Here is a 21,464-nt window from a genome sequence, read left to right on the forward strand (position 1 = left end):
TGCTCCCAGGAGGTTCTGTGCCCGGCTCTCCCCGCGAAGGCGGCCATGTCGTCGTCCTGCACCGCTGGACCGATCGCTACGCCGACTACGGCCGCTACCTCGACCACACCGTCCACCGCGTCAGTTACGTCACCACCGAGCAGGCACTGCGCCACCTGCCCGTGGCCCGAGCGGCCGGAGTGGAGCTGGTGGACAGCACCGAGGACGTCAAGGCGGTGCGCGAGGCGGTGGACCGGCTGATCGAGCGGTCGGGGCCGCCGACGCGGATCGTCGCGCTGCAGGAGACCGACCTGGACGTGGCGGCCCTCCTGCGGGACGAGTTCGCCCTGCCGGGGCCTGGGGCAGAGGAACTGCGGCCCGTGCGGGACAAGTTGCTGATGGCGCAGCGGCTGGAGGCCGCCGGGGTTCCGGTCCCGCCGACCGCCGCGGCCCCGGATCCCGCCGCCGTCGCCCGGTTCGCCGCCGCACATGGCTGGCCAGTGCTCGTCAAACCGCGGCGCGGCACGGCCAGCGCGGGTGTCACCCGCCTCGACTCCCCCTTGGCCTTGGCCGAGTTCGCCTTCCCGGACGGCGTCGAACTGATCGTCCAGCCGTGGGTGGCGGACCGGGTTCTGCATGTCGACGGCGTGTTCACCGGGCGCGAGCCGGGGCCTTGGCGGGCTTCGCGTTACCTGAGCACGTGCCTGGAGTTCACGGAGGGCGAGGCGCTCGGCTCGGTGGAGATCGACGAGCACTCCCTGCCGGCCGGGCTCGCCGAGCTGGTTTCCTCGGCCACGCGAGCACTGCTGGCCCGCCCCTCCGTCTTCCATCTCGAGTTGTTCGCAAGCGAGTCGGGGGCGTTGACCGTCCTGGAGCTCGGGGCCCGGCCCGGCGGGGCCGAAGTGCCGTTCGTGTGGCGGGAGGTGCACGGCGTCGACCTGATGGCCGCCGCCTTGGCCCACCAGACCGGCACGCCCGACCCGACACCGGCCGCACTGCCGCACACGGGCCGGATCGGGGGCTGGCTGCTGGTGCCGCCCTCGGCGCCGACGCCCTGCCGGGTGCGGTCCGTCCGCCTGCCGGACGAGGGGTTGGCGTACGCCCGGAAGATCCCGCCGCGGGGCCGGTTGCTGACGGGCGGCGGTTACGAGCACACCGGCGCACGGTTCCGCTTCTCCGGCGCGAGTACCGCAGAGGTAGAGGCGGACGTACTGCGGACCGCCCGCGACACGTCCGTGCTGAGTGCGCCGGTCGACGCCGGCGCGCCCGCCCGGCTCGCCGTGGTGGGCTGCGGGAACCCGCCCTACCGCAGGTACGCGCTCGCCGCGCTGGCGCAGCGGGTGGAGACCGCGCTCGTGCAGCCCGCGGCGCCGCAGTGGCAACGCCCGTACATCGGTGACCGCTTCCGGTCCGCCGACACCTCCGACGCCGACGCCGTCACCGCCGCAGTCGCCGACCTGCTCGCGCCCGCAGCGGGCCCGGTTGCGGTGCTGACCTGGGACGAGACGCTCCTGGAGACCACCGCCGAGGTCGCCCGGCGCCTTCGGCTGCCGCACCTGAGCCCGCAGGCGGTGCGCCACTGCCGCGACAAGCTCGCCACCCGCCGGGCGCTGGCCGCGGCCGGCGTACCCTCCGCGGGCTTCCGCCACGTCCACGACCACGACGAGGCCCTCGCGGCCGCCGAGCAACTGGGTCTGCCCGTCGTCGTCAAGCCCCGCGGCCTGGCCGGCTCCATCGGCGTCACCCTCGCCACCCGGCCGGACGAGGTGACCGGTGCCTTCGAGCGGGCGACAACCTCCTCGTTCCCGGGCATCCGGCGGCTCGACGGCGCCATCGTCGAGGAGTACCTGACCGGACCCGAGATCAGTGTGGACTGCGCCGTGGACCACGGCCGGGTGCACGTCGTCAACGTGGCCCGCAAACGGCTCGGCTTCGCGCCCCACTTCGAGGAGACGGGCCATCTCGTAGCGCCCTGGCGGGACGAGAGCTGGGCGTACGACGTGGAGTTCGTGGTCGCGGCCGCACACGCCGCGCTCGGGCTGCGCACCGGCATCACCCACAGCGAGGTGCGCCTGACCCCGTCCGGACCACGCGTGGTCGAGGTCAACGGGCGGCTCGGCGGTGACTTCATCCCGCTTCTCGGCGCCCTCGCCACCGGCGTGGACCAGGTGGCGGCCGCCGCCGACCTCGCCCTGGGCCGGACGCCCGCGCTGGTGCCGCACCACGACCGGTGCGCCGAGGTCCGCTTCCTCTACCCCGGCCACGACGCCGTGGTGCGCGAGCTGGACGTCACGGCCGCCGCAGCCGTCCCCGGCATCGTGGAGACCGTCGAACTCGCCCCGCCCGGCACCGAACTGCGGCTGCCGCCGCGCGGCATCGTCCCCCGCCTCGCCGCCCTCGTCGCCGTGGGCGACACCCCCGCGCAGTGCGCCACGGCCCTGGACCGCGCGGAGCAGGCCGTGCGGTACACGCTCACGCCGCTGTCCCCCTGACCTCCACCCTGAAGGAGCTGCCCGATCATGTGGATCCTGGGCGTCAACGCGCCACCGGCCGGCCGGCACGACACCGCGGCCTGCCTGATCGACGGCGACGGACGGATCGTCGCCTTCTCGGAGGAGGAGCGCCTCAACCGCCGGCGCCACTCGCTGTACCGCAAGCCGCTGGGCGCGGCCCGCATGTGCCTGGCGCGGGCCGGCATCAGCGCCGCCGACATCGACGTGGTGGCCGTCGGCTGGGACGACCACCAGCTCCATCCTGGCCGGTGGACGGGTGACGCCGAGTTCCTCGCCTACGCCGTCGGCCTTGACTTCGGTGACCGGCTGCCCGAGGTGGTCCGCGTCGGGCATCACCGCGCCCACGCCGCCTCGTCGTTCTACGCCTCCCCGTTCCGCAAGGCGGGTGTGCTCGTGGTCGACGGGCACGGCGAGAACGAGTCGTCGAGCATCTGGACCTACGAGGAGGGCCGCACGCCCCGGCTCGAACGCTCCTGGCGGCGCACCGCCTCACTGGGCTACGCGTACGACGCCGCCTCCACCTGGCTCGGCTTCTCCTTCCTCAACGCCGGCAAGACGATGGGCCTCGCCGCCTACGGCCGCGCCGCCGGCGTGCCGACGGAGCCCCTGGTGGAGACGCGCGGTGACGACTTCCGGCTCGCCGTCGAGCCGCTGCAGGAGAGCACCGGACGGGCCACCGCCGCGGACATCAAGGAGCAGTACGCACTCACGGTCGACCGCTGGCGCGAGCGGTACTGCCGCATCGCCGGGGCCGACGGCCCCGACGCGCCCGAGGACCGGCTCGCCGACGACCCCCGCTCGGTGCTGGTGGCCTACACGGCGCAGCGCGTCGTCGAGGAGGCCGTCACCCATCTCGCCGCGCAGACGCGCAAGGCTGCCGGAGTCGAGGAGTTGTGCATGAGCGGTGGCGTCGCCCTGAACTGCTCCACCAACGGCACCCTGCCCGGTCCGCTGTACATCCCGCCGGTGCCGCACGACGCCGGCGTGGCCCTCGGCGCCGCCTGGACGGTGTGTCCGCCGGTCTCCCGCACTTCCCCGCTCAGCCCCTACCTCGGCAGCGACATCGCGGCGAGCGCGACCGGTGCGGCGGACACCGATGGCCTGGTGCGCACGCCCCTGGACCTCGACGAGCTGACCGCGCTGCTGCTGGACGGGCGGATCGGCGCGGTCGCGCAGGGCCGCGCCGAGATCGGCCCCCGGGCGCTGTGCCGCCGCTCGATCATCGCCGTTCCGGACACCCCGGACGTCAACACCCGTGTCAACAGGGTCAAGAGCCGCGAGCAGTGGCGGCCGTTCGCCGGTGTCACCCGGCCCGCCTACGGCATGCGGCTGTGGGAGCAGCAGGAGTACCTGAGCCGGTACATGCTGGGCGCGGCGCGCGCCACCGAGCTGGGCCGCCGGGTGGCGCCGGGCGTCGTCCACGTCGACGGCACCACCCGCCCGCAGGTGCTGCGCGGCGACGAGGCGCCGGTCGTGGGCGCGGTCCTGGACGCCCTCGACGCCCAGGGCGCGCCGTCGGTGCTGCTGAACACCTCCTTCAACGACCGCGGCGAACCGGTCGTCGACTCGGCGGCCGACGCGCTGGCCGCGTTCCGCAGCATGGACCTGGACTTCCTCGTGCTGGGTGACGCCCTGTACCGCAAGAACACGGCGGGAGGTGTGGGCTGATGGCCTCCGGGCTCCCCGCGGCGGAGCGGTTCCGTGCCTACGGCCCGCGGCAGCTGGACGACATCGCCGTCCGCTTCGGTCTTCCCGACGACGTCCGGGAGATCGTGCGCCGCCTGTCGCTGGTGCTGCCCTTCCGGGTCAACGAGTACGTCCTCACTCATCTCGTCGACTGGGACCGGGTGCCGGAGGACCCGCTGTTCCAGCTGACGTTCCCGCAAGCCGGCATGCTCGACGCGGCCGACGAGGAGCAACTCGGCAAGCTGTCCGCGGACCCTGGGGACCGGCTGCTGCTGCGGGACTTCGTCGGCGACGTCCGGGCGCGTCTGAACCCCCACCCGTCCGGTCAGCAGCAGTACAACGTGCCGCACCTGGAGGGGTCCGCCCTGCCGGGGTTGCAGCACAAGTACCACGAGACCGTCCTGTACTTCCCGGGCCAGGGGCAGACCTGCCACGCGTACTGCACCTACTGCTTCCGCTGGGCCCAGTTCGTGGGCGACGCAGACCTGCGGTTCGCCGCGCCGGACCCCTCCGGACTGCTGGCCTATCTGGCGGCGCACCCGGAGGTCAGCGACGTACTGATCACCGGGGGCGACCCGATGGTGATGACCACCGAGCGGCTGCGCCGCCACGTGGAGCCCCTGCTCGGAGTCGCGTCGGTCTCCACCGTGCGCATCGGCACCAAGTCGGTCGCCTACTGGCCGCAGCGCTTCACCACCGACCAGGACGCCGACGACGTACTGCGCCTTTTCGAACGAGTGGTGGCGGCCGGCAAACAGCTCGCCGTGATGGCCCACTTCAGTCATCCGCGCGAGCTGGAGACCGAGCCCGCACGGCGGGCGCTGGCACGGATCCGCGCGGCCGGCGCGGTCGTGTACTGCCAGGCCCCTCTGATCGCCCGGGTCAACGACGACCCGGCGACCTGGAGTGCGCTGTGGCGGGCCGAACTGGCCGCGGGCGCGGTCCCGTACTACCTGTTCGTGGAGCGGGACACCGGCCCGCACGAGTACTTCAAGGTGCCGCTGGCCCGGGCGGTGGAGATCTTCCAGGCGGCCTACCGCACGCTGCCCGGTCTCGCCCGGACCGTGCGCGGGCCGGTGATGTCGGCGACGCCGGGCAAGGTGGTCGTGGACGGGGTGCAGCACACGCCCGAGGGCTCCTTCTTCCAGCTGCGGATGCTCCAGGCACGCGATCCGGCCCTGGTGGGCCGTCCCTTCCGAGCGCCGTTCAGTACGGAGGCCGCCTGGCTGGACGAACTCGAGATCGACCCGGCCACCCCGCCGGACCTGGCCGCCGCCCTGCGCGGTGCGCCACCCACACCCGCAAGGGCCGCATCGGAGACGACCGCACCCGAGACGGCCGTATCGGGCACGACCTCATCGGAGCCATCCACACCGGACGGCGGCCAGGGGCCCGAGCGGGAGGCGGCCGCATGACCAGCCCGCCCCTCTCCCCCACGCCCCGCGTCACCCCGTACGAGCGGGACGCGCACGGGGCCGGTCCGGCCGAGCTCGCGCCCTCGCCCAATCTGGCCCTCGACCAGCTGGTCCGGGAACGGCGGGCCGCCGGTGAGTCGCTGGTGCACCTGGCGTTCGGCGAGGCACGGCTGCCGTTGCTGCCCGGCGTCGCCGACGCCCTCGCGGCCGGGGCACGGCGGACCGACTACGGTCCGGTGGCGGGCCGGGAACACGCCCGCGAGGCGGTCGCCGGGTACTTCGCACGCCGCGGTCTGCCCACCGACGCCGACCGGATCGTGCTGGCCCCCGGCAGCAAACCCCTGCTGATGGCCCTTCAGCTCACCCTCCCCGGTGATGTCGTGCTGCCCGCGCCCGCCTGGAACACCTACGCCCCCCAGGCCGCCCTCGCGGGCAAGCGGGCCGTCGGCGTACCGGTGCCGGCGTCCTGCGGCGGAGTGCCGGACCCCGCCGCGCTGCGCACCGCCCTGCGCCGGGCGCGGGCGGACGGACTGCGGCCACGGCTGATGGTGCTGACGCTGCCCGACAACCCCACCGGCACGCTCGCGCCGCCGGACCTGGTGCGGGACGTGTGCGACATCGCCCGGAGCGAGGACCTCGTGATCGTCTCCGACGAGATCTACCGGGACGTCGTGCACGATGCGGCGGCCATCCCGTTCCTCAGCCCCGCGGACGTCGCACCCGACCGCACGGTGGTCACGACGGGCCTGTCCAAGAGCCTCGGCCTGGGCGGCTGGCGCATCGGCGCCGCCCGCTTCCCCCCAGGGGAGTCCGGACGGCGGATGCGCAACGGCGTGGTGGCGGTCGCGAGCGAGCTGTGGTCGGCACTGTCGGGTCCCATGCAGGACGTCGCCGCCTACGCGTTCGCCGAACCGCCGGAGGTGGTCGAGCGGCTGCGCGACGCCACCCGGCTGCACGGCGCGGTCGCGCGGGCCGTGCACCGGATCGCCCTTGGCTCCGGGGCCCTGTGCCGGCCGCCCACCGGCGCGTTCTACGTCTACCCGGACTTCGGCCCGCTCCGCCGGGAGCTGGCGGACCGTGGCGTCACGGACTCCGCCTCGCTGGCCCGGCGACTCCTGGAGGAGTCCGGCGTCGTGGTCTTGGGCGGCCACCTCCTCGGTGACGACCCCCGGGCGCTGCGCTTCAAGGCCGCGACCAGCCTGCTGTACGGGGACGACGAGGAACAGCGGGAAGCCCTGGCCGCCGCGGACCCGGTGCGCCTGCCGCACATCGCCGGACGCCTCGCCCGTATCGCCACCGCCTTCGCCCGGCTCACCGGCCGGCAGGCTCCCGCCCACGACGTCCCGGAGACCGCCCGATGAAGGAGATCGACCCCGGCCCCGAGGCCTTTCACGAACTCGCCGCTGCCGCCGACCGGCTGCTGCGCGCGGTGGACGGCCTCGGCGAGGCGGACCTGCGTGCGCCGTCTCGGCTGCCCGGCTGGACACGCGCCCATGTGCTCAGCCACCTCACCGCGCAGGCGCCCGCCCTGGAACGGCTGTTGACCTGGGCGCGCACCGGTGTCAGGACACCGCAGTACCCCAGCCGCGAGGCCCGGGACGCCGAGATCGAAGAGGGGGCCCGGCTGCCCGCCGCCGACCTGCTCGCCCGGCTGCGGGACAGCGCGGCGCACTGGCAGCACGCCGTGCAGACCCTGCCGGCATCCGCCTGGGACGCCACCGTCGTCCCGTTCACCGGCGAGATGTGCACACCGCGCCGCATCCTCGTCATCCGGCTGCGCGAACTGACGCTGCATGTGGTCGACCTGGACACCGGTCACGAGGTCGCGGACACACCGCCGTCGGCGCGGGACATCGTCCTGGCGGACGTCATCGGCTACTACGCCCAGGCCGACGGGATGCCGTCTCTCACGGTCCGGACCATGGACGGCACGGAACTGGCCCGTTTCGGCAGGGGCGCCTCGGTGGTGTCCGGGACACCGGCGGACCTGCTCGCCTGGTTCAGCGGCCGCGGCAGCGGCGACGCACTGCACGCACCCCACGGGCTTCCCGTGCTGCCCCCATGGATCTGACCGCCGTCGACCAGTCCGACCCGCCCTGCCGCCGAACGACCGAGGGATCAGCGACCGACATGCCCACCACCCCCCGCACCGGCTCCCCCGCCGCATTCCGCCTGGACGGCATCCGCACCGGCCTGCTGGACTGCGTGCAGGCCAACCTCGCCGTGCTGGCGGACCACTTCCACGGCCCCGGCACCCATCTGCGTCTGGGCTCACGACTGGACCTGCCGGTACGCCCACTGCCCGACGGCCTGCCCACGGCCGACCCCGCGCTGGAGACCCGGCTGGCGAACGACGCCCCCCTCGCCGGACTCATAGCGGTCCGCCGGGCCCGCCTGGCCCCGGCGGACCTGCTCGCCGAGGCGGCCCGGCACACCGGTGTCCACTACGTCGTCGCCGACAGCTTCCACCTGCCCTGGCTGCCGTACCACGGCAAGGCCCACATGGACCACAGCTTCCTGCTGGCGGCGGGACCCTCGGGATGGCACGTCACCGACGCCTACCGCATCGAGACCCGGTGGGGCGCGGCCGTGCCCGGTGAACACGTCCTGAGCGCACACGAGTTGTCCGGGTTCGCATCGGCCGAGCTGGTCACCTTCGTCGCGGCCGCCCCGGTGCCGGCGCCGCCGACGGTGGCGGCCGGCGACCCGGAGCCCTACCTCACCGCGTACGCCGAGTGGCCGGACCGTCTTCGCGCGCTGGAACAGCTCGCGGCCGAGACCTGGCTGCTGGCCCGGGCCCGCAAGCTGCACGCGGCGTACCGGGCGCAGTGCGCCGGACGAAGCATGGAGACGGACGCCGAACGCGCTCACCTGGCTGCGTGGGACCGGCTCGTCGAGCACACCTACCTCGCGCACCGCCGGGTCGCCCGCGGCCGGGCCGAACCGTCCGGCACGGTCGACCGCCTGCGGGAACTGCTCGCCGCCGACCAGCAGGTCTTCACCCCGCAGCCGGAGCCGGCGCCGCTGCCGGAGTCCGGTGAGGACCACCCGGCCGACCCGGAGCTGCGGCGCCGCATCACCCGGATCGTCGCCGACGTCCTGGGCATCACGGCGCAGGACCTCGCGTCCGGTGCCGCCCTGGACTCGTTCGCGTCCTTCACGTCCTTCCGGCTGGTGGAGATCGTCGAACGGGTCGAGGGCGAGCTGGGCCGGGAACTGGCCGCCGACGAGCTGGTCCCGGAGCGGCTGCGCCGGATCGACGACCTCTGCCGCCTCGCCCGTGACCGTTGAGCCCGGTACCGCGGACGTGGCCGCATCGGCCGTCTCCCGTGAATCCGGCACCGACGACCTCGTCTTTACCGAGCCCAGCACCGACGACCTCGTCTCCGACGAGTCCAGCACCGAGCCCAGCACCGAAAGGAACCGCTCCCCCATGGACGCCCGTTTCACCGAGCTGCTCCGGCCCTTCCTCAAACACGCCGGTCCCGAAGAGGTCGCCATCAACGCCGACACCGACCTGCGGCGGCTCGGCGTCGACTCCATGCAGGCGATCGAGTTGCTCTTCCGTCTGGAGGACACCTTCGGCATCGAGCTGCCCGACGAGGACATGAACGACGCCACGTTCGCCACCGCCGGAAGCCTGTGGCGGGTCGTCGCCGCGCAGTTGCCCGACGGCGACGCCGGCCGGGTGACGGCGTGAGCACGGACGTCGTCGTCCTGCCGGACCTGGAGTCCCGGCTCGCGGAGGTCACCGCGGTCACCGAGGCCCATCTCGCGCGCACCGACCGGGACGCCGTCTTCCCCGTGGAGGCGCTGGCCGCGCTGCGCCGCACGGGACTGCTGGGGCTGCTGGTGCCCACCACGCACGGAGGTCTCGGCGGCACCGCGCGCGACCTGGTCGCGGCGACGTCGACGCTGGGACGCGCGGACCTGTCCGTGGCCATGGTCTTCGCCATGCACTGCCAGCAGGCCGCGGCCCTGGTCCGCTACGCCGATCCGCGCCTGGCCACTTCCCTGCTGCCCCGCGTCGCCGGAGGCGAGGTGTATCTCGCGTCCGTCACCACCGAGGCCGGCAAGGGCGGTCATCTGGGCACGGCCGACGCCCGGTTGACCGACAGCGGCGGGCTGCTGGAGATCGACCGGTTCGCGCCGGTCGTCACCGGCGGCGCCCACGCGGACGGCTTCCTCGTCACGATGCGCGCCGCGGGGGACGCCACCGCGCACGAGGTGTCCCTCGTCTACGCGGACCGCGACCAGCTGAGCGTCGAGGCGTCGGGTGACTGGCAGCCGATGGGCATGCGGGCGAGCCACAGCGTGCCCCTGCGTCTGACCGGCCGCGTCCCGGCCCACCACATCGTGGGCACGCCGGGGCGGTTCCACGAGATCGCCGCGGACGTCTTCGGGCCGCTCGCGCATCTCGGCTGGTCCGCCGCATGGCTCGGGACCGCCGCCGGGGCGCTCTCACGGGTCCTGCGGATGCTGCGCAGCCCCGCCGGCCGGGAGCGGTTCGACGTCGGCTCCGAACTGCTGCTGACCCGTCTGTCCCGGTCCCGGCAGCGTCTGGACGCCGTCCACGCGCTGCTCCAGCAGGCGCTGGCGACCGTCGAGACCGGTGCGGACCTGTCCCGCCCGGCACGGCAGCTCCTGCTCAACTCCCTCAAGATCACGGCGTCGGAGCAGTGCCCGGCCGCGGTGGACGACCTCGTCGAGGCGGTCGGGCTGCGGCACGGTTACCTCAAGGACTCGCCGACCCGGCTGGAACTGGCCCTGCGGGACCTGCGCTCGGCCGGTCTCAACTACCACAACGACCGTCTCCACCTGGCGGACGGCCGGCTGACCCTGCGCGACCAGGGGGTCACCTTTGCCTGACCTGCCCTCCTTCAGCCCGGCCGAACTCCCTACGGATGCCACCGGCGCCGAGGTGTGGGCGGCGCTCGGCGCGGCCGGGCACCTCGCGCGCGTCTACCGCGGCGGCACCGTCCGCGACGGTATCGATCCCGACCGGCTCGCCGACCTCCTGGCCGCGATCGACGGGCGCTGGTCCATCCCCGCCACTCTGTCGGCCAGTGTGCAACTGGCCACCGCCATGCCGGTCCTGGCCACCGGCACGGGGGCGGCCGTGGAGCGCTGCCTGCACCGCGTCCTGAACGGCCGGGCCACGCTGGCCCTGGCCGCGACGGACACCACGGCCGGCACCGACCTGACGGCGCTGCGGACCGAGGTGACGATCGAGGAGGACGCCGTCACCGTGACCGGCGAGAAGCAGTGGATCGCCAACACGACCACCGCCGAGTCCTTTCTCGTGCTCGCCCGGCACCGGCCCGGCCGGCATGTCACCCACTTCACCTGGGTGCTGGTCCCGACGGATGCGCCCGGGGTGACGGTGCGGCCGGCACCCAGCCGCCTGTACGCCGGTTCGGGCGTGGGGCACGTGTCGTTCGGCGGGGTGCGCCTGGGCCGGGACCACGTGGTGGGGCGGGTCGGCCTGGGGCTGCCGGTGTTCGCCCGGCACATCGCCGTGGAGCGCTTGGCCGGGGCGCTGTGGGGCGTCGCGCTGTGCCGGCGGGTGCTGGCCGACACGCGAGGCCGGTTGACGCACCGGGCGCACGGGCAAGGCGCGTTGTGGAGTCTCGGCCATGTGCGGCAGCGTTTCGCCGCCTGCCTCGTACGGGTGCAGGAGCTGCAGGCGCTGGCCGCCCGGTGGGCTCCCGAGGTGGCCCTGCGTCACGACGCCCGGGCCGCGGCCACGCTGAAGGCGGCCGCCGGTACCACCGTCCCCTACGTCCTCGGGGAGTGCGCCCAGCTGTGGGGAGCGGCCGGGTTCGTCGACGGCGGCATCCAGCAGACCAGGGCACAGGCAGCGCTGTTCGGCATCGGCGGCGGCGCGACCGAAGTGGTTCTGGAAACCCTCGCGGACAGTGCCGAACGGGTCTTGGACGACCTCGGCCGCAAGGGTGTGACCTGGTGATCGGGCCACTCGAAGTCGCCGACGGCGTCTGGGTGCTGGCCGGCGCCGGGCCGCTCAGCGCCCACCCCGACGACCGGCGCAGGTCCGCCGCCCTGCCCGGGTGGCGGACCGAGCGTTTCCTGCGCGGGCGGGGGCTGCTGCGCGGGTTGCTGCACACCGTCGCACCGCCGATGGCCGAAGCCGTCATCGTGCCGGACGGGCGCGGACAGCCCCGGCTCGCCGGCTTCCCGCGTGCCGGGATCAGCGTCTCCCACAGCGACGGCGCCACGGCCTGCGCTTTCGCTCCCGGCCGACCCGTCGGGGTGGACCTCCAGCGCCCCTCGGGATCGGCCGGCCGTGTCCTGGCCCGGCGGCTGCTGCGCTCCCACGCGCCGAGGGTCCTGGCCCTTCCGCCGGCGGAGGCGGCGCGGGAAGTGGCCTGGGTGTGGACCGCGCAGGAGGCGTGCGTGAAAGCGGCGGGCACCGGGCTGGCGGGCCGTCCCTGGGAGATCGACGTGCCACCCGGCCACCGTACCGGCCACTGGGGCACATACCGCTGGATCTCCCTGCGCGATGTCTCCGACACCCCCCTCAGCTGTGCCTTCGGCCCTCCCCGGCGCCCGGCCCGGCCGGGCGCCGTGGACAACGGACCACGCACACACACCTTCGCGAAAGGCATGAGCGACACGTGAGCCCGCTGATGGAAGACGAACGACGCACCCTCGACGACTGGTTCACGCACACCGCCGCCGCCTTCCCCGACGCCGTTGCGCTCGACCTCGGCGACATCACACTGACGTACCGCGAACTCCATGCCCTCGCCGACCACGTGGCCGGACGGCTCCTGGACCGCACCGCGGGGGTACGCCCGCGCAGGGTCGGTCTGCTGGCCGCACGCACCACCGTCGCCTACGCCGGATACCTCGCCGTCCACCGCCTCGGTGCCACGGTCGTGCCGCTCGGCCCGGGCTCTCCCCTCGCCCGCAACGCGCGGGTGACCGCGGCAGCGGGCCTCGACGTGATCCTGACGGACGGCTCCTGCGGCCACGCCGCGCTGTTGCCCGCGCCCGTCCTCACCCTCACCGCGACGGAGCCGGACGCGCTCGCCGCCACCCCACCACCGGGCCCGCCGGCCTTCCGTGCCGGGCCCGACGACCTCGCCTACGTGCTGTTCACCTCGGGCTCCACCGGCACGCCCAAAGGCGTGCCGGTCAGCCACCGAAACGTCTGCACCTACCTCACCCACGCCGTCGCACGCTACGGCCCCGGCCCGGGTGACCGCGTCTCGCAGACCTTCGACCTCACCTTCGACCCGTCGGTCCTGGACCTGTACGCGGCCTGGGGCACCGGCGCCACCCTCGCCCCCGCCACCCGTGCCGACCTGCTGCGCCCCGTCCGGTACGCCGCCACCCGCGCCCTGACCCACTGGAACTCCGTGCCCTCCGTCATCACGCTGGCCCAGCGATTGCGGGCACTGAGACCCGGCAGCCTGCCCGGCCTGCGCCGCAGCATGTTCTGCGGCGAGCCGCTGACACTGCGCCAGGCGCGGGCCTGGGCGCTGGCCGCCGAGCACAGCACCGTGGACAACGCCTACGGCCCGACCGAGCTGACCGTCACATGCACCCACCACCGCCTGCCTCGGGACCACGCGGCCTGGCCCCGGCCCGCCAACGGCACGGTGCCCATCGGTGCCCTCCACCCGGCTCTGGAGGGCCGGCTCCTCGACGGTGAACTGTGCGTGCGCGGGCCTCAGCGCTTCTCCGGGTACCTCGATCCGGCCGACAACGCCGGCCGCTTCCTCACGCCGGACGGCGCCCCCTACGATCCTGCGACGCCGCTGACCGTCGCCCACTGGTACCGCACCGGGGACCGTGTCAGCCCCGCCCGGGCCGACTCGCCCAGCACCGACGGGCCGCTTCCGCCCGGGACGGTGCTGGTCCATCTCGGCCGGGTCGACCAGCAGGTGCAGGTGCACGGCTACCGGGTCGAACTGGGAGAGGTCGAGGCCGCCTTGCGCACCCTCCCCGGTGTGCTCGACGCGGTCGTGGTCGCCCTCCCCACCCCGGAGGGCAGCACCGAGCTCGCGGCCGTGCACACCGGCATGGACGGCACACCCGGCACAGCGCCCGGCCCGGACCCACGCGAGGCGCTCCGCGAGCTCCTGCCGCCCTACATGGTGCCCACCCGTGTGAGGGCGGTTGCCGCCATCCCTCTCACCACGAACGGAAAGACGGACAGAGAGGCCGTCACGAGGCTGCTCACCTGTGATGATCCCAGGCCCGGCAAGGGTTCCTGAACCAGTCGGCCTGACGCTGTGGGCGTCCCTGGCCAGTCCCTGCGCCTCGTCGTTGGTCGCTATGGCTCTCGGGCCAGCTCTGCGACAGTGACCTGCGCGTGCATGGGAACGCGCGCGGCCTGGTGCTGCCGGCGGATCAAGCGGCGGGAATCGGCGGCTCAGGCGTTGTAGCCACCGTGGGCGTCCAGCACCGCGCCCGTGACGTACGACGCGGCCGGACTCGCCAGGAAGGCGATCGCCGCGGCGATCTCGTCGGGGTGCCCCATGCGCTGCAGGGACAGCGAGCCGAGCAGGGCCTTGAGGGTGTCGGGGTCCGGCGGCTGCATGCCACCGTCCATCAGTCCGGCCTCCACGACGTTGGCCGTGATGTCACGCCGCCCGAGGTCGCGTGCGACGCCCATGGTGTACCTCTCTATACCGGACTTGGTCGCCGCGTAGTCGGCAAGGCCGGGGGCGCCGACCCGGGAACCCAGGCCGGAGCTCACCGTGATGATGCGACCGCCCGTGCGCAGCACTCGGGCGGCGGCGCGGATGACCGCGATCACGCCGAGATAGTTCGTGGCGTGCATGCGATCCAGGGCAGCGGTGTCGGCGTCCGGATCGTCCACCGCGCCGGCCACGGAGATCGCGGCGTTGTTGACGAGGATGTCCAGGCCGCCGAAGTGTGCGACCACGTCGTCGATCAGGGCTGGTGCCCGGCTGGTGTCCGCCTGATCGGACCGGAGGGCGAGGGCGTTCGCTCCCTTGCCGCGCACCTCGTCGACGACGGCCTGCGCCTTCTCCTCGGAGCTGACATAGGTGAAGGCGACATCGGCGCCCTGCTCGGCCAGCAGTCGCACAGTCGCGGCCCCCAGCCCTCGTGACCCCCCGGTGACCAGGGCGACCTTGCCCGTGAGTGGCTTGCTCATTCTTCTCACCTCGTTGATCGATCCGTCCTGCTGTCGCAACGTTAATTGTTACGACAGGCGGTTGCAACCTTACTTGTTACGACTGCGCTGTCGTAACATGAGGCGTTGCGTCCTGAGAGGAGGGTCATGAGCGCCAACAGCAGGCTCACCATCGCCTCGCACGCCCTGGCCTGGATCGGCCTCTACCAACGTCAGGGCCATGAGGTCGCCACCTCCGAGCAGATCGCGTCCAGTGCCAACACCAACCCCGTGGTGATCAGACGGCTCCTGGGCGATCTGCGCAGGGCCGGGCTCGTGGAATCACGGCGGGGCGTGGGAGCGGGCTGGTCACTGGCGCGCGACCTCGGATCGATGACCCTGCTCGACGTGTACGAGGCGGTGGAATCCGGCCCCCTGTTCGCGATGCACCGCACCACGCCGGACCACAATTGCGTGGTGGGCCACGGCATCCAGCCGGCGATGCAGCGGGTCTACGACGGCATCGAGCAGACCCTGAGACACGAACTGGCCCGGGTCACGCTCGAAGACGTACTCCAGGAAGTCCTCGCGACACCCCGCTAGCCCTGTGTCAGCAGGTGCGAGGCACCTCTGCGGATCTCGCAGCTCTTGATCAGGTACTCCCAAGCCGGGTTGCTCCAGACCGGGGACGTCTGGACTCAGGGAGGGCGGTCAGGGTCGAAGACCCGCGCGTCGCAGCGTCAGCGCCGCCAGGTCGGCGATGACGTCAGGGTCCCCGCGACGCCAGGCGTCGGCCAGGCCGCCCGGCGGCGTGGCAAGCGCGGCCAGCGGCCGCTGCGGTCCGGTCAGCGCACGCAGCGCGAGGAGGTCGGCGCCACCGGGGGCATCGAGGAGGCGACGAGTGGTGGCGCTCCGCCGGATCCACCGCAGTCGTGGAACGAGCCACAACACCAGGATCACGGCGGTCGGAAGGACGATCAGGGCGATCGTCGTGAGCGTGGCGACATGGCCCACGGTGTCCTGCAACGACTGTCCGGCATCGGAGAGACTCGTGCCGGCCTCGGCCGCGGACCTGAGTGGCTTCTTCAACGAGTCACCGACGAACGGCACCTTCGAGGCCGCGTTGCCCGCATCGTCGAGACTGGAGGCAAGACTGTCGCCCGCGCTCTCGGCTTTCCGCCCGGGCTCGGCCAACGTCAGGATCGCGTCACGGACGACCAGAGCGAACTTCACTGTGCTCGCGATCAGGAGCAGAGCGATCAGATCCGCGATCAGCTGACGACCCCGACGCGCTGGGCTCTGGGCGTAGAGACGCATGACGTGCTCCTGTTCCGACGGCGACATCGACAAGGGCCAGCTTCGAGCCGGTGGCGCGGACCTCGTGTCTGCGGGGGGGGTGACGGCGAGGATCGGCGGGTGGCTTGACGGTACATGGGACGCGCGCACGATATGGGGGTACGCGCGCTCAGGACCGGTCACGCCCTCCACCGACCGGCCGACACGGGCATCGACTGCGTGGTCTTGGAGCACCGGGACCGCACCTACGTCGAGCAGCGCCAGCGCGCCGGCATCCTCGAACAGGCCACCCGTCGACGCACTGCGGGCGTGCGACGCTGCCGAGCGCCTGGACCTGGGGAGCGGTTCGGCATCGGACGCCGTGGCCAACTACGGTCGTCAAGGGCTCGCGAGAGGCATGGCAACGCAGACCGGGTCATGGAGGCGGGGTCACCCGGCACGCTGGGTTGTCTCCCCGGCCTGAGCGGGTACGGCGGGCAGGGCGACGGTGCAGGAGGCGCAGCGTCGGGCTTGGGCGGGTACGGGGCTGAGGCATTCGGGGCAGTCCCGTTTGGGGGCCTGGACATCGTGGTGCGGGGCGAGGCGTTCGTGCAGCTTGTTGATCGGGAGCACGACCAGGAAGTAGAGGGCGCTGGCGAGGAGGAGGAAGCTGATCGCCGCGTTGATGAAGGCGCCGTAGGGGAACTTGGTGGCCCCCAGGGTGAAGGTCTTGTGGCTCATGTCACCGGTGACGCCGGTGGCCAGTCCGACGAGTGGGGTCAGGAAGGCGCTGACGAAGCCGTTCACCACGGCGGTGAACGCTGCCCCGATGACGATGCCGACGGCCAGGTCGACCACGTTGCCGCGCAGGATGAAGCTGCGGAAGCCCTTCACCTTCTCACCCCTCGGGGGCTCTTGACGTCGATGGGCGGCACCGAAAGCACGGTCAGCCCCTTCCCTTCGCCTCGGATGCCCTGCCGCCCGTCCTCCATGCCGGTCCGGCCGTGCGTCGCGGTGATGTACGTCAGGCACCCGTCGCGGCCTGAGGGGGACACCTTCTCCACCGTGTGTTGTGACCGGTGGGTGATGGGGTCAGCTGCTGGCGAGTATCGGGCCGGCCGGGGCAGCGAGTGTCTGGTGAGCGTGGGGGCAGGGCGTGACAGAAGTGGTTGCGGCAATCCGCATCCGGCGCAGGAGATCACGGGTGGTGCGCCTGCGCAACGTGCTGCGCCAGGTCAGTCCCGGGTGGCGGGACCGTAGGTGTGACAGCGCACGGGTGCCCAGACCGGTGCTGTGGAAGCGCTCGTCGATGGTGACGGTGGTGATGACGCCCTGGGCGCAGTCAGTGCAGATCTGGTAGCGGACCTGGCCGACGACTTGTCGGATGTACACCAGGAGCAGGCATTCGTGGCCCGGTCCGGGGTCGTCCGGGATGTGCGTCGACAGGAAATCGATTGCCCGGTAGGCGAGGACGCGGCGGCGCAGACGGCCGGTGCGTCGGCCTCGGCGTGAGTGCTTGGCGCCGTTGTGACCGGGCGTCGATGTCTCGGCGGTGGAGGCCTGGGCGCTGAGAGTGCTGCTGGTGGGACGCGCTTGGTGTCCGTGCATGATGTCTCGGGTGCCCGAAGAGCCGACGGATACCCGTGCAGAGCCGGGCGAGCCGCTGTCCAGCACTCGACGAACCCGCAGACAGCCCGCAACCCAACCAAGCACTACTCGTGGCGTGAGTCAGAGATTCTTGCGGTAGTTCTCGCGAGCCGCCCGATAGCAAGGTCTTGGATGCAGTCAGCCTGTCGAGGCAGAAGTCCCACGTGGTGCCGGCTGTCGACCACCGAGCGCGGGACGGCACGGCACGGCACAGTATGCGATCTGCCCACCAGCGGCGGCTCCCAGCCTGGCCCCGTGCCGGGGATGTCAGCGTAATCAGCTGAACGTGTTGCAGCTGGAGACGCGGCCGGAGCGGTAGCCGGTGGAGAACCACTGCTGGCGCTGACGCGCGGAGCCGTGCGTCCAGGTGTCCGGTGTGACCCTGCCCTGGTAGCGCTGCTGGATACGGTCGTCTCCCACGGCGGCGGCCGCGTCCAGCCCGCGGCTGATGTCGTCCTTCGTCACGTCGGTGATCAGTGGCTTACCGCTCCTGGGGTCGGGGGTGGTGGTGGCGTGGTGGGCCCACACTCCGGCGTAGCAATCCGCCTGCAACTCGAGTTTCACCGAGCCGCTGTTCTGGCCCGTTCCGCTGCCGCGGGAGATCGTTCCGCTGAGGTCCTGGACGTGGTGACCGTATTCGTGCGCGATGACGTAGGCCTCGGCGAACGGGCCGCCCTTGGCGCCGAACTTGCTGCTCAGGTCGTTGAAGAAGTCGAGGTCGAGATAGACCCTGTCATCGGCTGAGCAGTAGAACGGGCCGACGTCGGAGGTCGCGTTCCCGCAACCCGTGTTCACACTGCCGGTGAACAGGAAAGTCGGGGACTGCTGGTAGGGCTTGCCGACGGCTGTCTCCGTCTGCTCCCAGAATGCCTGCACGCTGTCGACCACAGCGACGATCCGGCACTCCTCCTTGCGGTTGGCGTCGGCACCGGTCCGGCAGTCCGCCGCGAGGTCCGCGGCCGACTTGCCGGACGAGGACGTGTCGCCGCTGCCCGAGTCGAACATGCCGGGGTCGACACCCAGGAGCACGGACACGACCAGCACCACGAGCCCGACCAGTCCCCCGCCGACGGTCTTCCCGCCGCCGGGGATGCCGGACAGCGTACCTCCCCGCCCGTCCACGACCTCGGACGTGTCCAGAGCAGCATCGTCGTCGAATTGCATACGGTGACCCTCCCTCAAGCAGCGCGCCGGGCCGCCCCGCGTCGTCCCGCTCGCCTACCCCGTAGGAGAGCCTCCCCATCCCGCCCTCTTCCTGCTTCGCCTCTGGAAGGAGCCAGCGGGCGACGCCGCTACGCCGCTCTGCGGGTCGCGTCCGTCGACGCGGTCGTCCCCGCCCACCCAGAAGTCGACTGGAAACAGCTGCGCGCGCTGGAGAAAGGTCGGCGCTCCCCGCTCGCCGCACCGACCAATCAGGCCGCCCCGGCCTGACAGGGGCCGCTGCTCGCCGACGCCGTCCTCCCCCCCTCCGACGGGAGGGGGAGAGCCGTTTTCGTGGTCAGCTGCGGCGGCGGAACAGACCGCGAGCTTGCACGGCTCCTGGTTGTGCCTCGGCTCCGGTGGCGTGGGCGCCTGGATGCGGGCGGCTTTGGCTGCAGCTTCCTCGCGGACGGGCACCCTGGAGGCGCTGGCCGTAGCCGGTCTGGACCCGGCGCCCGTCCTGCGTCCGGGCGGACCTGCGGGGCCAAAGACCTCGTGGCTCACAGACCCGGACGGGTACCGGATCGAACTGGTGGAGTGGCCGGCCGGACACTCCGAAGGCATGACCGCGGCGCACTTCTCCTGAGTGGCGGGCGGTCCTGCCCGGCCCCTGGCGGCGGCTGTCGCGACCGGGTCCGTCCGCCTCGGGCACGCGGTCCTGGCCCATCCAGCGGCAGATCTGCTTGTCGCGTAGGAGTCCCACGCAGCGGTCCTCGTCCTCGGGTGGGTGGGGGCGGAAGCTGAGTCATTCGGTGTGCAAGACGGGTGTCATGTGGGCTCCTCGGGCGGTGCGGGCCAGGCGCATGGTCCCCTCGTCTGCCTGACCGCACGACTTCGGCACAGCCCTTGGGTCAGCACACTTTGCTGTCACTCGGGAGGTTCTTGCAGGACCGCCAAGAGAGCCGCCGAGAAATCGATAGACGATCCCGGGCTCCTCCGCCGTTCCGCGTCCAACGGATCCACGGTCGTCGACCAACTCCGCGGACCGTCGCACTAGTTGCATTACGATCACCTGGCCGCTGCTGGGCAGGACATCGCGAGGGGACACGGTTGTGTGGAAAACAGAGAGCCACGGAGGCGGTCGGCGGGGCTGGGGCGTGGCTGCGTCGACGGTCGTCACGGCGCTGCTTCCGCTGGTAGCGGGGTGCGGCGGGGGCCATGACGACTCCGATCCCCGTGTCAACGGCACCGAGGCGACTGCCGGACAGCAGGGCGGCAGCGAGAACGCAGGCAAGGGGAAGGGAGCCTTCCCAGACAAGGGTGTCATCATCACCGCCTTGTGTTCCGTACCCGCGACCAAGCCGGCCAGCGTGACGGTCACGGGTTGGAATCCCACGACGTGGGAACAAACCGTCTCGCGGACCTTCACCGTCCCGGCGGAGGCCGTGGTCGCGGAGGCCGACGACGTAGCCTCCCCTCTCGTGGAGCTGTGCGCCAACAACTTCCCTGATGTCGGCACATCGGAGGACGGGCCGCGCACCCTCCCCGCCACCCGGCTGCGGCAACTCTTCGACGAGGACTTCTCCCGGATGGCCGTCGTCCTCATCGATCGACAGACCGAGGCGACAGGGGTGGGCTACGTCGACACCAGCGGCAAGCTGACCAAGCTGTCCGCCGAACAGGGCGACGACTTCGGCGACACGCCCAGAGAGGAGAACGCCGTCTTCGCCCGTAACGGCAGTGCTCTCTGGTTCACCGAGACCGACTCCTCGGATCATGTGCGCATCGCCAGCCGTTCCGTCACCGGGGATCACGCCGTGACCCAACAAGCGGGCGGTGACGGCGAGTACATGGACGGGGCCGGCCTGGCACTCGCGGGTGACCCTGCGCGCGGGCTCTTCGGCAAGGAAGTCCGGGTCAGCCCCGGCGGGCGCAGGGCGACGGCCTTCATCACCTGGCAGGGTTACAACGTGGTCGACACGCCACAGCGCAGTGCGCTGCTCACGGCCAAGGGTGTCACGGCCGCCAGCATTCCGGTCGGCGCCGACTGCCACCCCAACGGCTGGGTCGACAACAAGACCGTGCTGTGCGGCCCACGAAACGGCGAAGCCAAAGACCCGAAGCGGAAGAAATTCCTTCTGGACGCTGGATGTCTCTCGACTCGACGGCACGGCGGATCTGGTGAAGGGTGCCCTGGGCGGTCCGATCATCCCGGCGACGGATCGCAAGAACACGGTGCGGGCCATTGCGCCGGACGGAAAGCAGATGATTTTCGCATCGCTGCAGGGCACCCGGCTCGATTACTATGCCTCCCCCATCACTCCCGGCGCGACCCCGAAGAAGATCACGGCAGAGGGCGCGGACCGGGCGCTGGGCGCGGGGGACGTCCTGGAGTGGCGGTGAAGGCCGACGTCCGGAAGCACCGCTTCGGTGTCGCGGGGCGTGGAGCGTGTAGTGGAGGACTCCCGTGGGCGTGAGAACGCCGCGGGTCGTCGTCGGACTGCTCCTGGCGTAGCCGCGGCGCCTTGATCCCGCGGAGCGAATCACCGCTCTCCGCCCGCGCGAACAGCTGCGTCAGTCGCCCTCCCTCGCGGCGCTCGTCATCGCCAGCGTCCGCCTCCACACCGAACCAGACAGTGCCCTCGGCGAAGACCCCCGAGTCTGCGACACGGTCGTCCGAGTGCCGGGGTCCGCTGCCGC

General features: G+C 72.3%; 18 protein-coding genes and 1 pseudogene. 14 read left to right on the top strand and 5 right to left on the bottom strand.

Going from position 1 to position 21,464, the window contains the following annotated elements:
• The first annotated feature begins 17 nt into the window (after positions 1–17).
• The 11 genes from ACH4C6_RS28695 to ACH4C6_RS28745 are packed head-to-tail and all read left to right on the top strand — an operon-like array spanning position 18 to position 13,836.
• Entirely contained in the window at positions 18–2,471 is a 2,454-nt protein-coding gene (locus tag ACH4C6_RS28695) for an ATP-grasp domain-containing protein (RefSeq protein WP_398111518.1), read from the top strand.
• Between the two features lie 27 nt (positions 2,472–2,498).
• The gene (locus ACH4C6_RS28700; protein WP_398111519.1) at positions 2,499–4,160 is read left to right on the top strand and encodes a carbamoyltransferase C-terminal domain-containing protein; all 1,662 of its coding nucleotides are present in this window, start codon (positions 2,499–2,501) and stop codon (positions 4,158–4,160) included.
• Positions 4,160–5,593, top strand: a complete 1,434-nt coding sequence (locus ACH4C6_RS28705; RefSeq protein ID WP_398111520.1) for a KamA family radical SAM protein — start codon at positions 4,160–4,162, stop codon at positions 5,591–5,593. Before ACH4C6_RS28700 ends, ACH4C6_RS28705 begins: the two co-directional genes overlap by 1 nt.
• Positions 5,590–6,954: a pyridoxal phosphate-dependent aminotransferase gene (locus tag ACH4C6_RS28710; RefSeq protein WP_398111521.1), complete on the top strand. Its 1,365-nt coding sequence runs from the start codon at positions 5,590–5,592 to the stop codon at positions 6,952–6,954. The genes ACH4C6_RS28705 and ACH4C6_RS28710 overlap by 4 nt, the downstream gene beginning before the upstream one ends.
• Positions 6,951–7,664, top strand: a complete 714-nt coding sequence (locus tag ACH4C6_RS28715; RefSeq protein WP_398111522.1) for a maleylpyruvate isomerase family mycothiol-dependent enzyme — start codon at positions 6,951–6,953, stop codon at positions 7,662–7,664. The genes ACH4C6_RS28710 and ACH4C6_RS28715 overlap by 4 nt, the downstream gene beginning before the upstream one ends.
• Positions 7,665–7,723: 59 nt before the next feature.
• Positions 7,724–8,884: an acyl carrier protein gene (locus tag ACH4C6_RS28720; protein ID WP_398111523.1), complete on the top strand. Its 1,161-nt coding sequence runs from the start codon at positions 7,724–7,726 to the stop codon at positions 8,882–8,884.
• The gene (locus tag ACH4C6_RS28725; protein WP_398111524.1) at positions 8,874–9,293 is read left to right on the top strand and encodes an acyl carrier protein; all 420 of its coding nucleotides are present in this window, start codon (positions 8,874–8,876) and stop codon (positions 9,291–9,293) included. The genes ACH4C6_RS28720 and ACH4C6_RS28725 overlap by 11 nt, the downstream gene beginning before the upstream one ends.
• A complete protein-coding gene (locus tag ACH4C6_RS28730; RefSeq protein ID WP_398111525.1) occupies positions 9,290–10,462 on the top strand; it encodes an acyl-CoA dehydrogenase family protein in 1,173 nt (390 codons plus the stop codon). The genes ACH4C6_RS28725 and ACH4C6_RS28730 overlap by 4 nt, the downstream gene beginning before the upstream one ends.
• Positions 10,455–11,561 (top strand): acyl-CoA dehydrogenase family protein, encoded by a 1,107-nt coding sequence (locus ACH4C6_RS28735; protein WP_398111526.1) that lies wholly within the window; start codon positions 10,455–10,457, stop codon positions 11,559–11,561. The genes ACH4C6_RS28730 and ACH4C6_RS28735 overlap by 8 nt, the downstream gene beginning before the upstream one ends.
• Positions 11,558–12,232, top strand: coding sequence for a 4'-phosphopantetheinyl transferase family protein (locus ACH4C6_RS28740; protein ID WP_398111527.1), 675 nt, complete (start codon positions 11,558–11,560; stop codon positions 12,230–12,232). Before ACH4C6_RS28735 ends, ACH4C6_RS28740 begins: the two co-directional genes overlap by 4 nt.
• A gap of 8 nt (positions 12,233–12,240) precedes the next feature.
• Complete coding sequence (locus tag ACH4C6_RS28745) at positions 12,241–13,836, top strand: AMP-binding protein (protein ID WP_398111528.1); 1,596 nt, start codon at positions 12,241–12,243, stop codon at positions 13,834–13,836.
• Between the two features lie 158 nt (positions 13,837–13,994).
• On the opposite strand, the gene ACH4C6_RS28750 is transcribed toward ACH4C6_RS28745, so the two are convergent.
• Positions 13,995–14,744 (bottom strand): SDR family NAD(P)-dependent oxidoreductase, encoded by a 750-nt coding sequence (locus ACH4C6_RS28750; protein ID WP_398111529.1) that lies wholly within the window; start codon positions 14,742–14,744, stop codon positions 13,995–13,997.
• A gap of 126 nt (positions 14,745–14,870) precedes the next feature.
• Here ACH4C6_RS28750 and ACH4C6_RS28755 point away from each other — a divergent pair, with 126 nt between their 5' ends.
• Complete coding sequence (locus tag ACH4C6_RS28755; protein WP_398111530.1) at positions 14,871–15,305, top strand: Rrf2 family transcriptional regulator; 435 nt, start codon at positions 14,871–14,873, stop codon at positions 15,303–15,305.
• Positions 15,306–15,413: 108 nt separating this feature from the next.
• Here the strand turns inward: ACH4C6_RS28755 and ACH4C6_RS28760 are convergent, their stop codons facing one another.
• Positions 15,414–16,019, bottom strand: coding sequence for a hypothetical protein (locus tag ACH4C6_RS28760; RefSeq protein WP_398111531.1), 606 nt, complete (start codon positions 16,017–16,019; stop codon positions 15,414–15,416).
• Between the two features lie 132 nt (positions 16,020–16,151).
• On the opposite strand from ACH4C6_RS28760, the pseudogene ACH4C6_RS28765 reads away from it, so the two are divergent.
• Positions 16,152–16,332: pseudogene (locus ACH4C6_RS28765) on the top strand (4-hydroxybenzoate 3-monooxygenase); the annotation flags it as partial.
• Positions 16,333–16,427: 95 nt separating this feature from the next.
• Here ACH4C6_RS28765 and mscL read toward each other — a convergent pair.
• The 3 genes from mscL to ACH4C6_RS28780 form a co-directional block, all read right to left on the bottom strand.
• Complete coding sequence (gene mscL / locus ACH4C6_RS28770) at positions 16,428–16,871, bottom strand: large conductance mechanosensitive channel protein MscL (RefSeq protein WP_398111532.1); 444 nt, start codon at positions 16,869–16,871, stop codon at positions 16,428–16,430.
• Positions 16,872–17,069: 198 nt separating this feature from the next.
• Positions 17,070–17,585, bottom strand: coding sequence for a hypothetical protein (locus ACH4C6_RS28775; protein WP_398111533.1), 516 nt, complete (start codon positions 17,583–17,585; stop codon positions 17,070–17,072).
• A 315-nt stretch (positions 17,586–17,900) separates the two neighbouring features.
• The gene (locus tag ACH4C6_RS28780) at positions 17,901–18,788 is read right to left on the bottom strand and encodes a neutral zinc metallopeptidase (RefSeq protein ID WP_398111534.1); all 888 of its coding nucleotides are present in this window, start codon (positions 18,786–18,788) and stop codon (positions 17,901–17,903) included.
• A gap of 1,133 nt (positions 18,789–19,921) precedes the next feature.
• On the opposite strand from ACH4C6_RS28780, the gene ACH4C6_RS28785 reads away from it, so the two are divergent.
• Entirely contained in the window at positions 19,922–21,241 is a 1,320-nt protein-coding gene (locus ACH4C6_RS28785; protein ID WP_398111535.1) for a hypothetical protein, read from the top strand.
• Positions 21,242–21,464: the final 223 nt, after the last annotated feature.

The organism is Streptomyces sp. NPDC017943 (assembly GCF_044328425.1).
GTDB classification, from domain to species: domain Bacteria; phylum Actinomycetota; class Actinomycetes; order Streptomycetales; family Streptomycetaceae; genus Streptomyces; species Streptomyces djakartensis_A.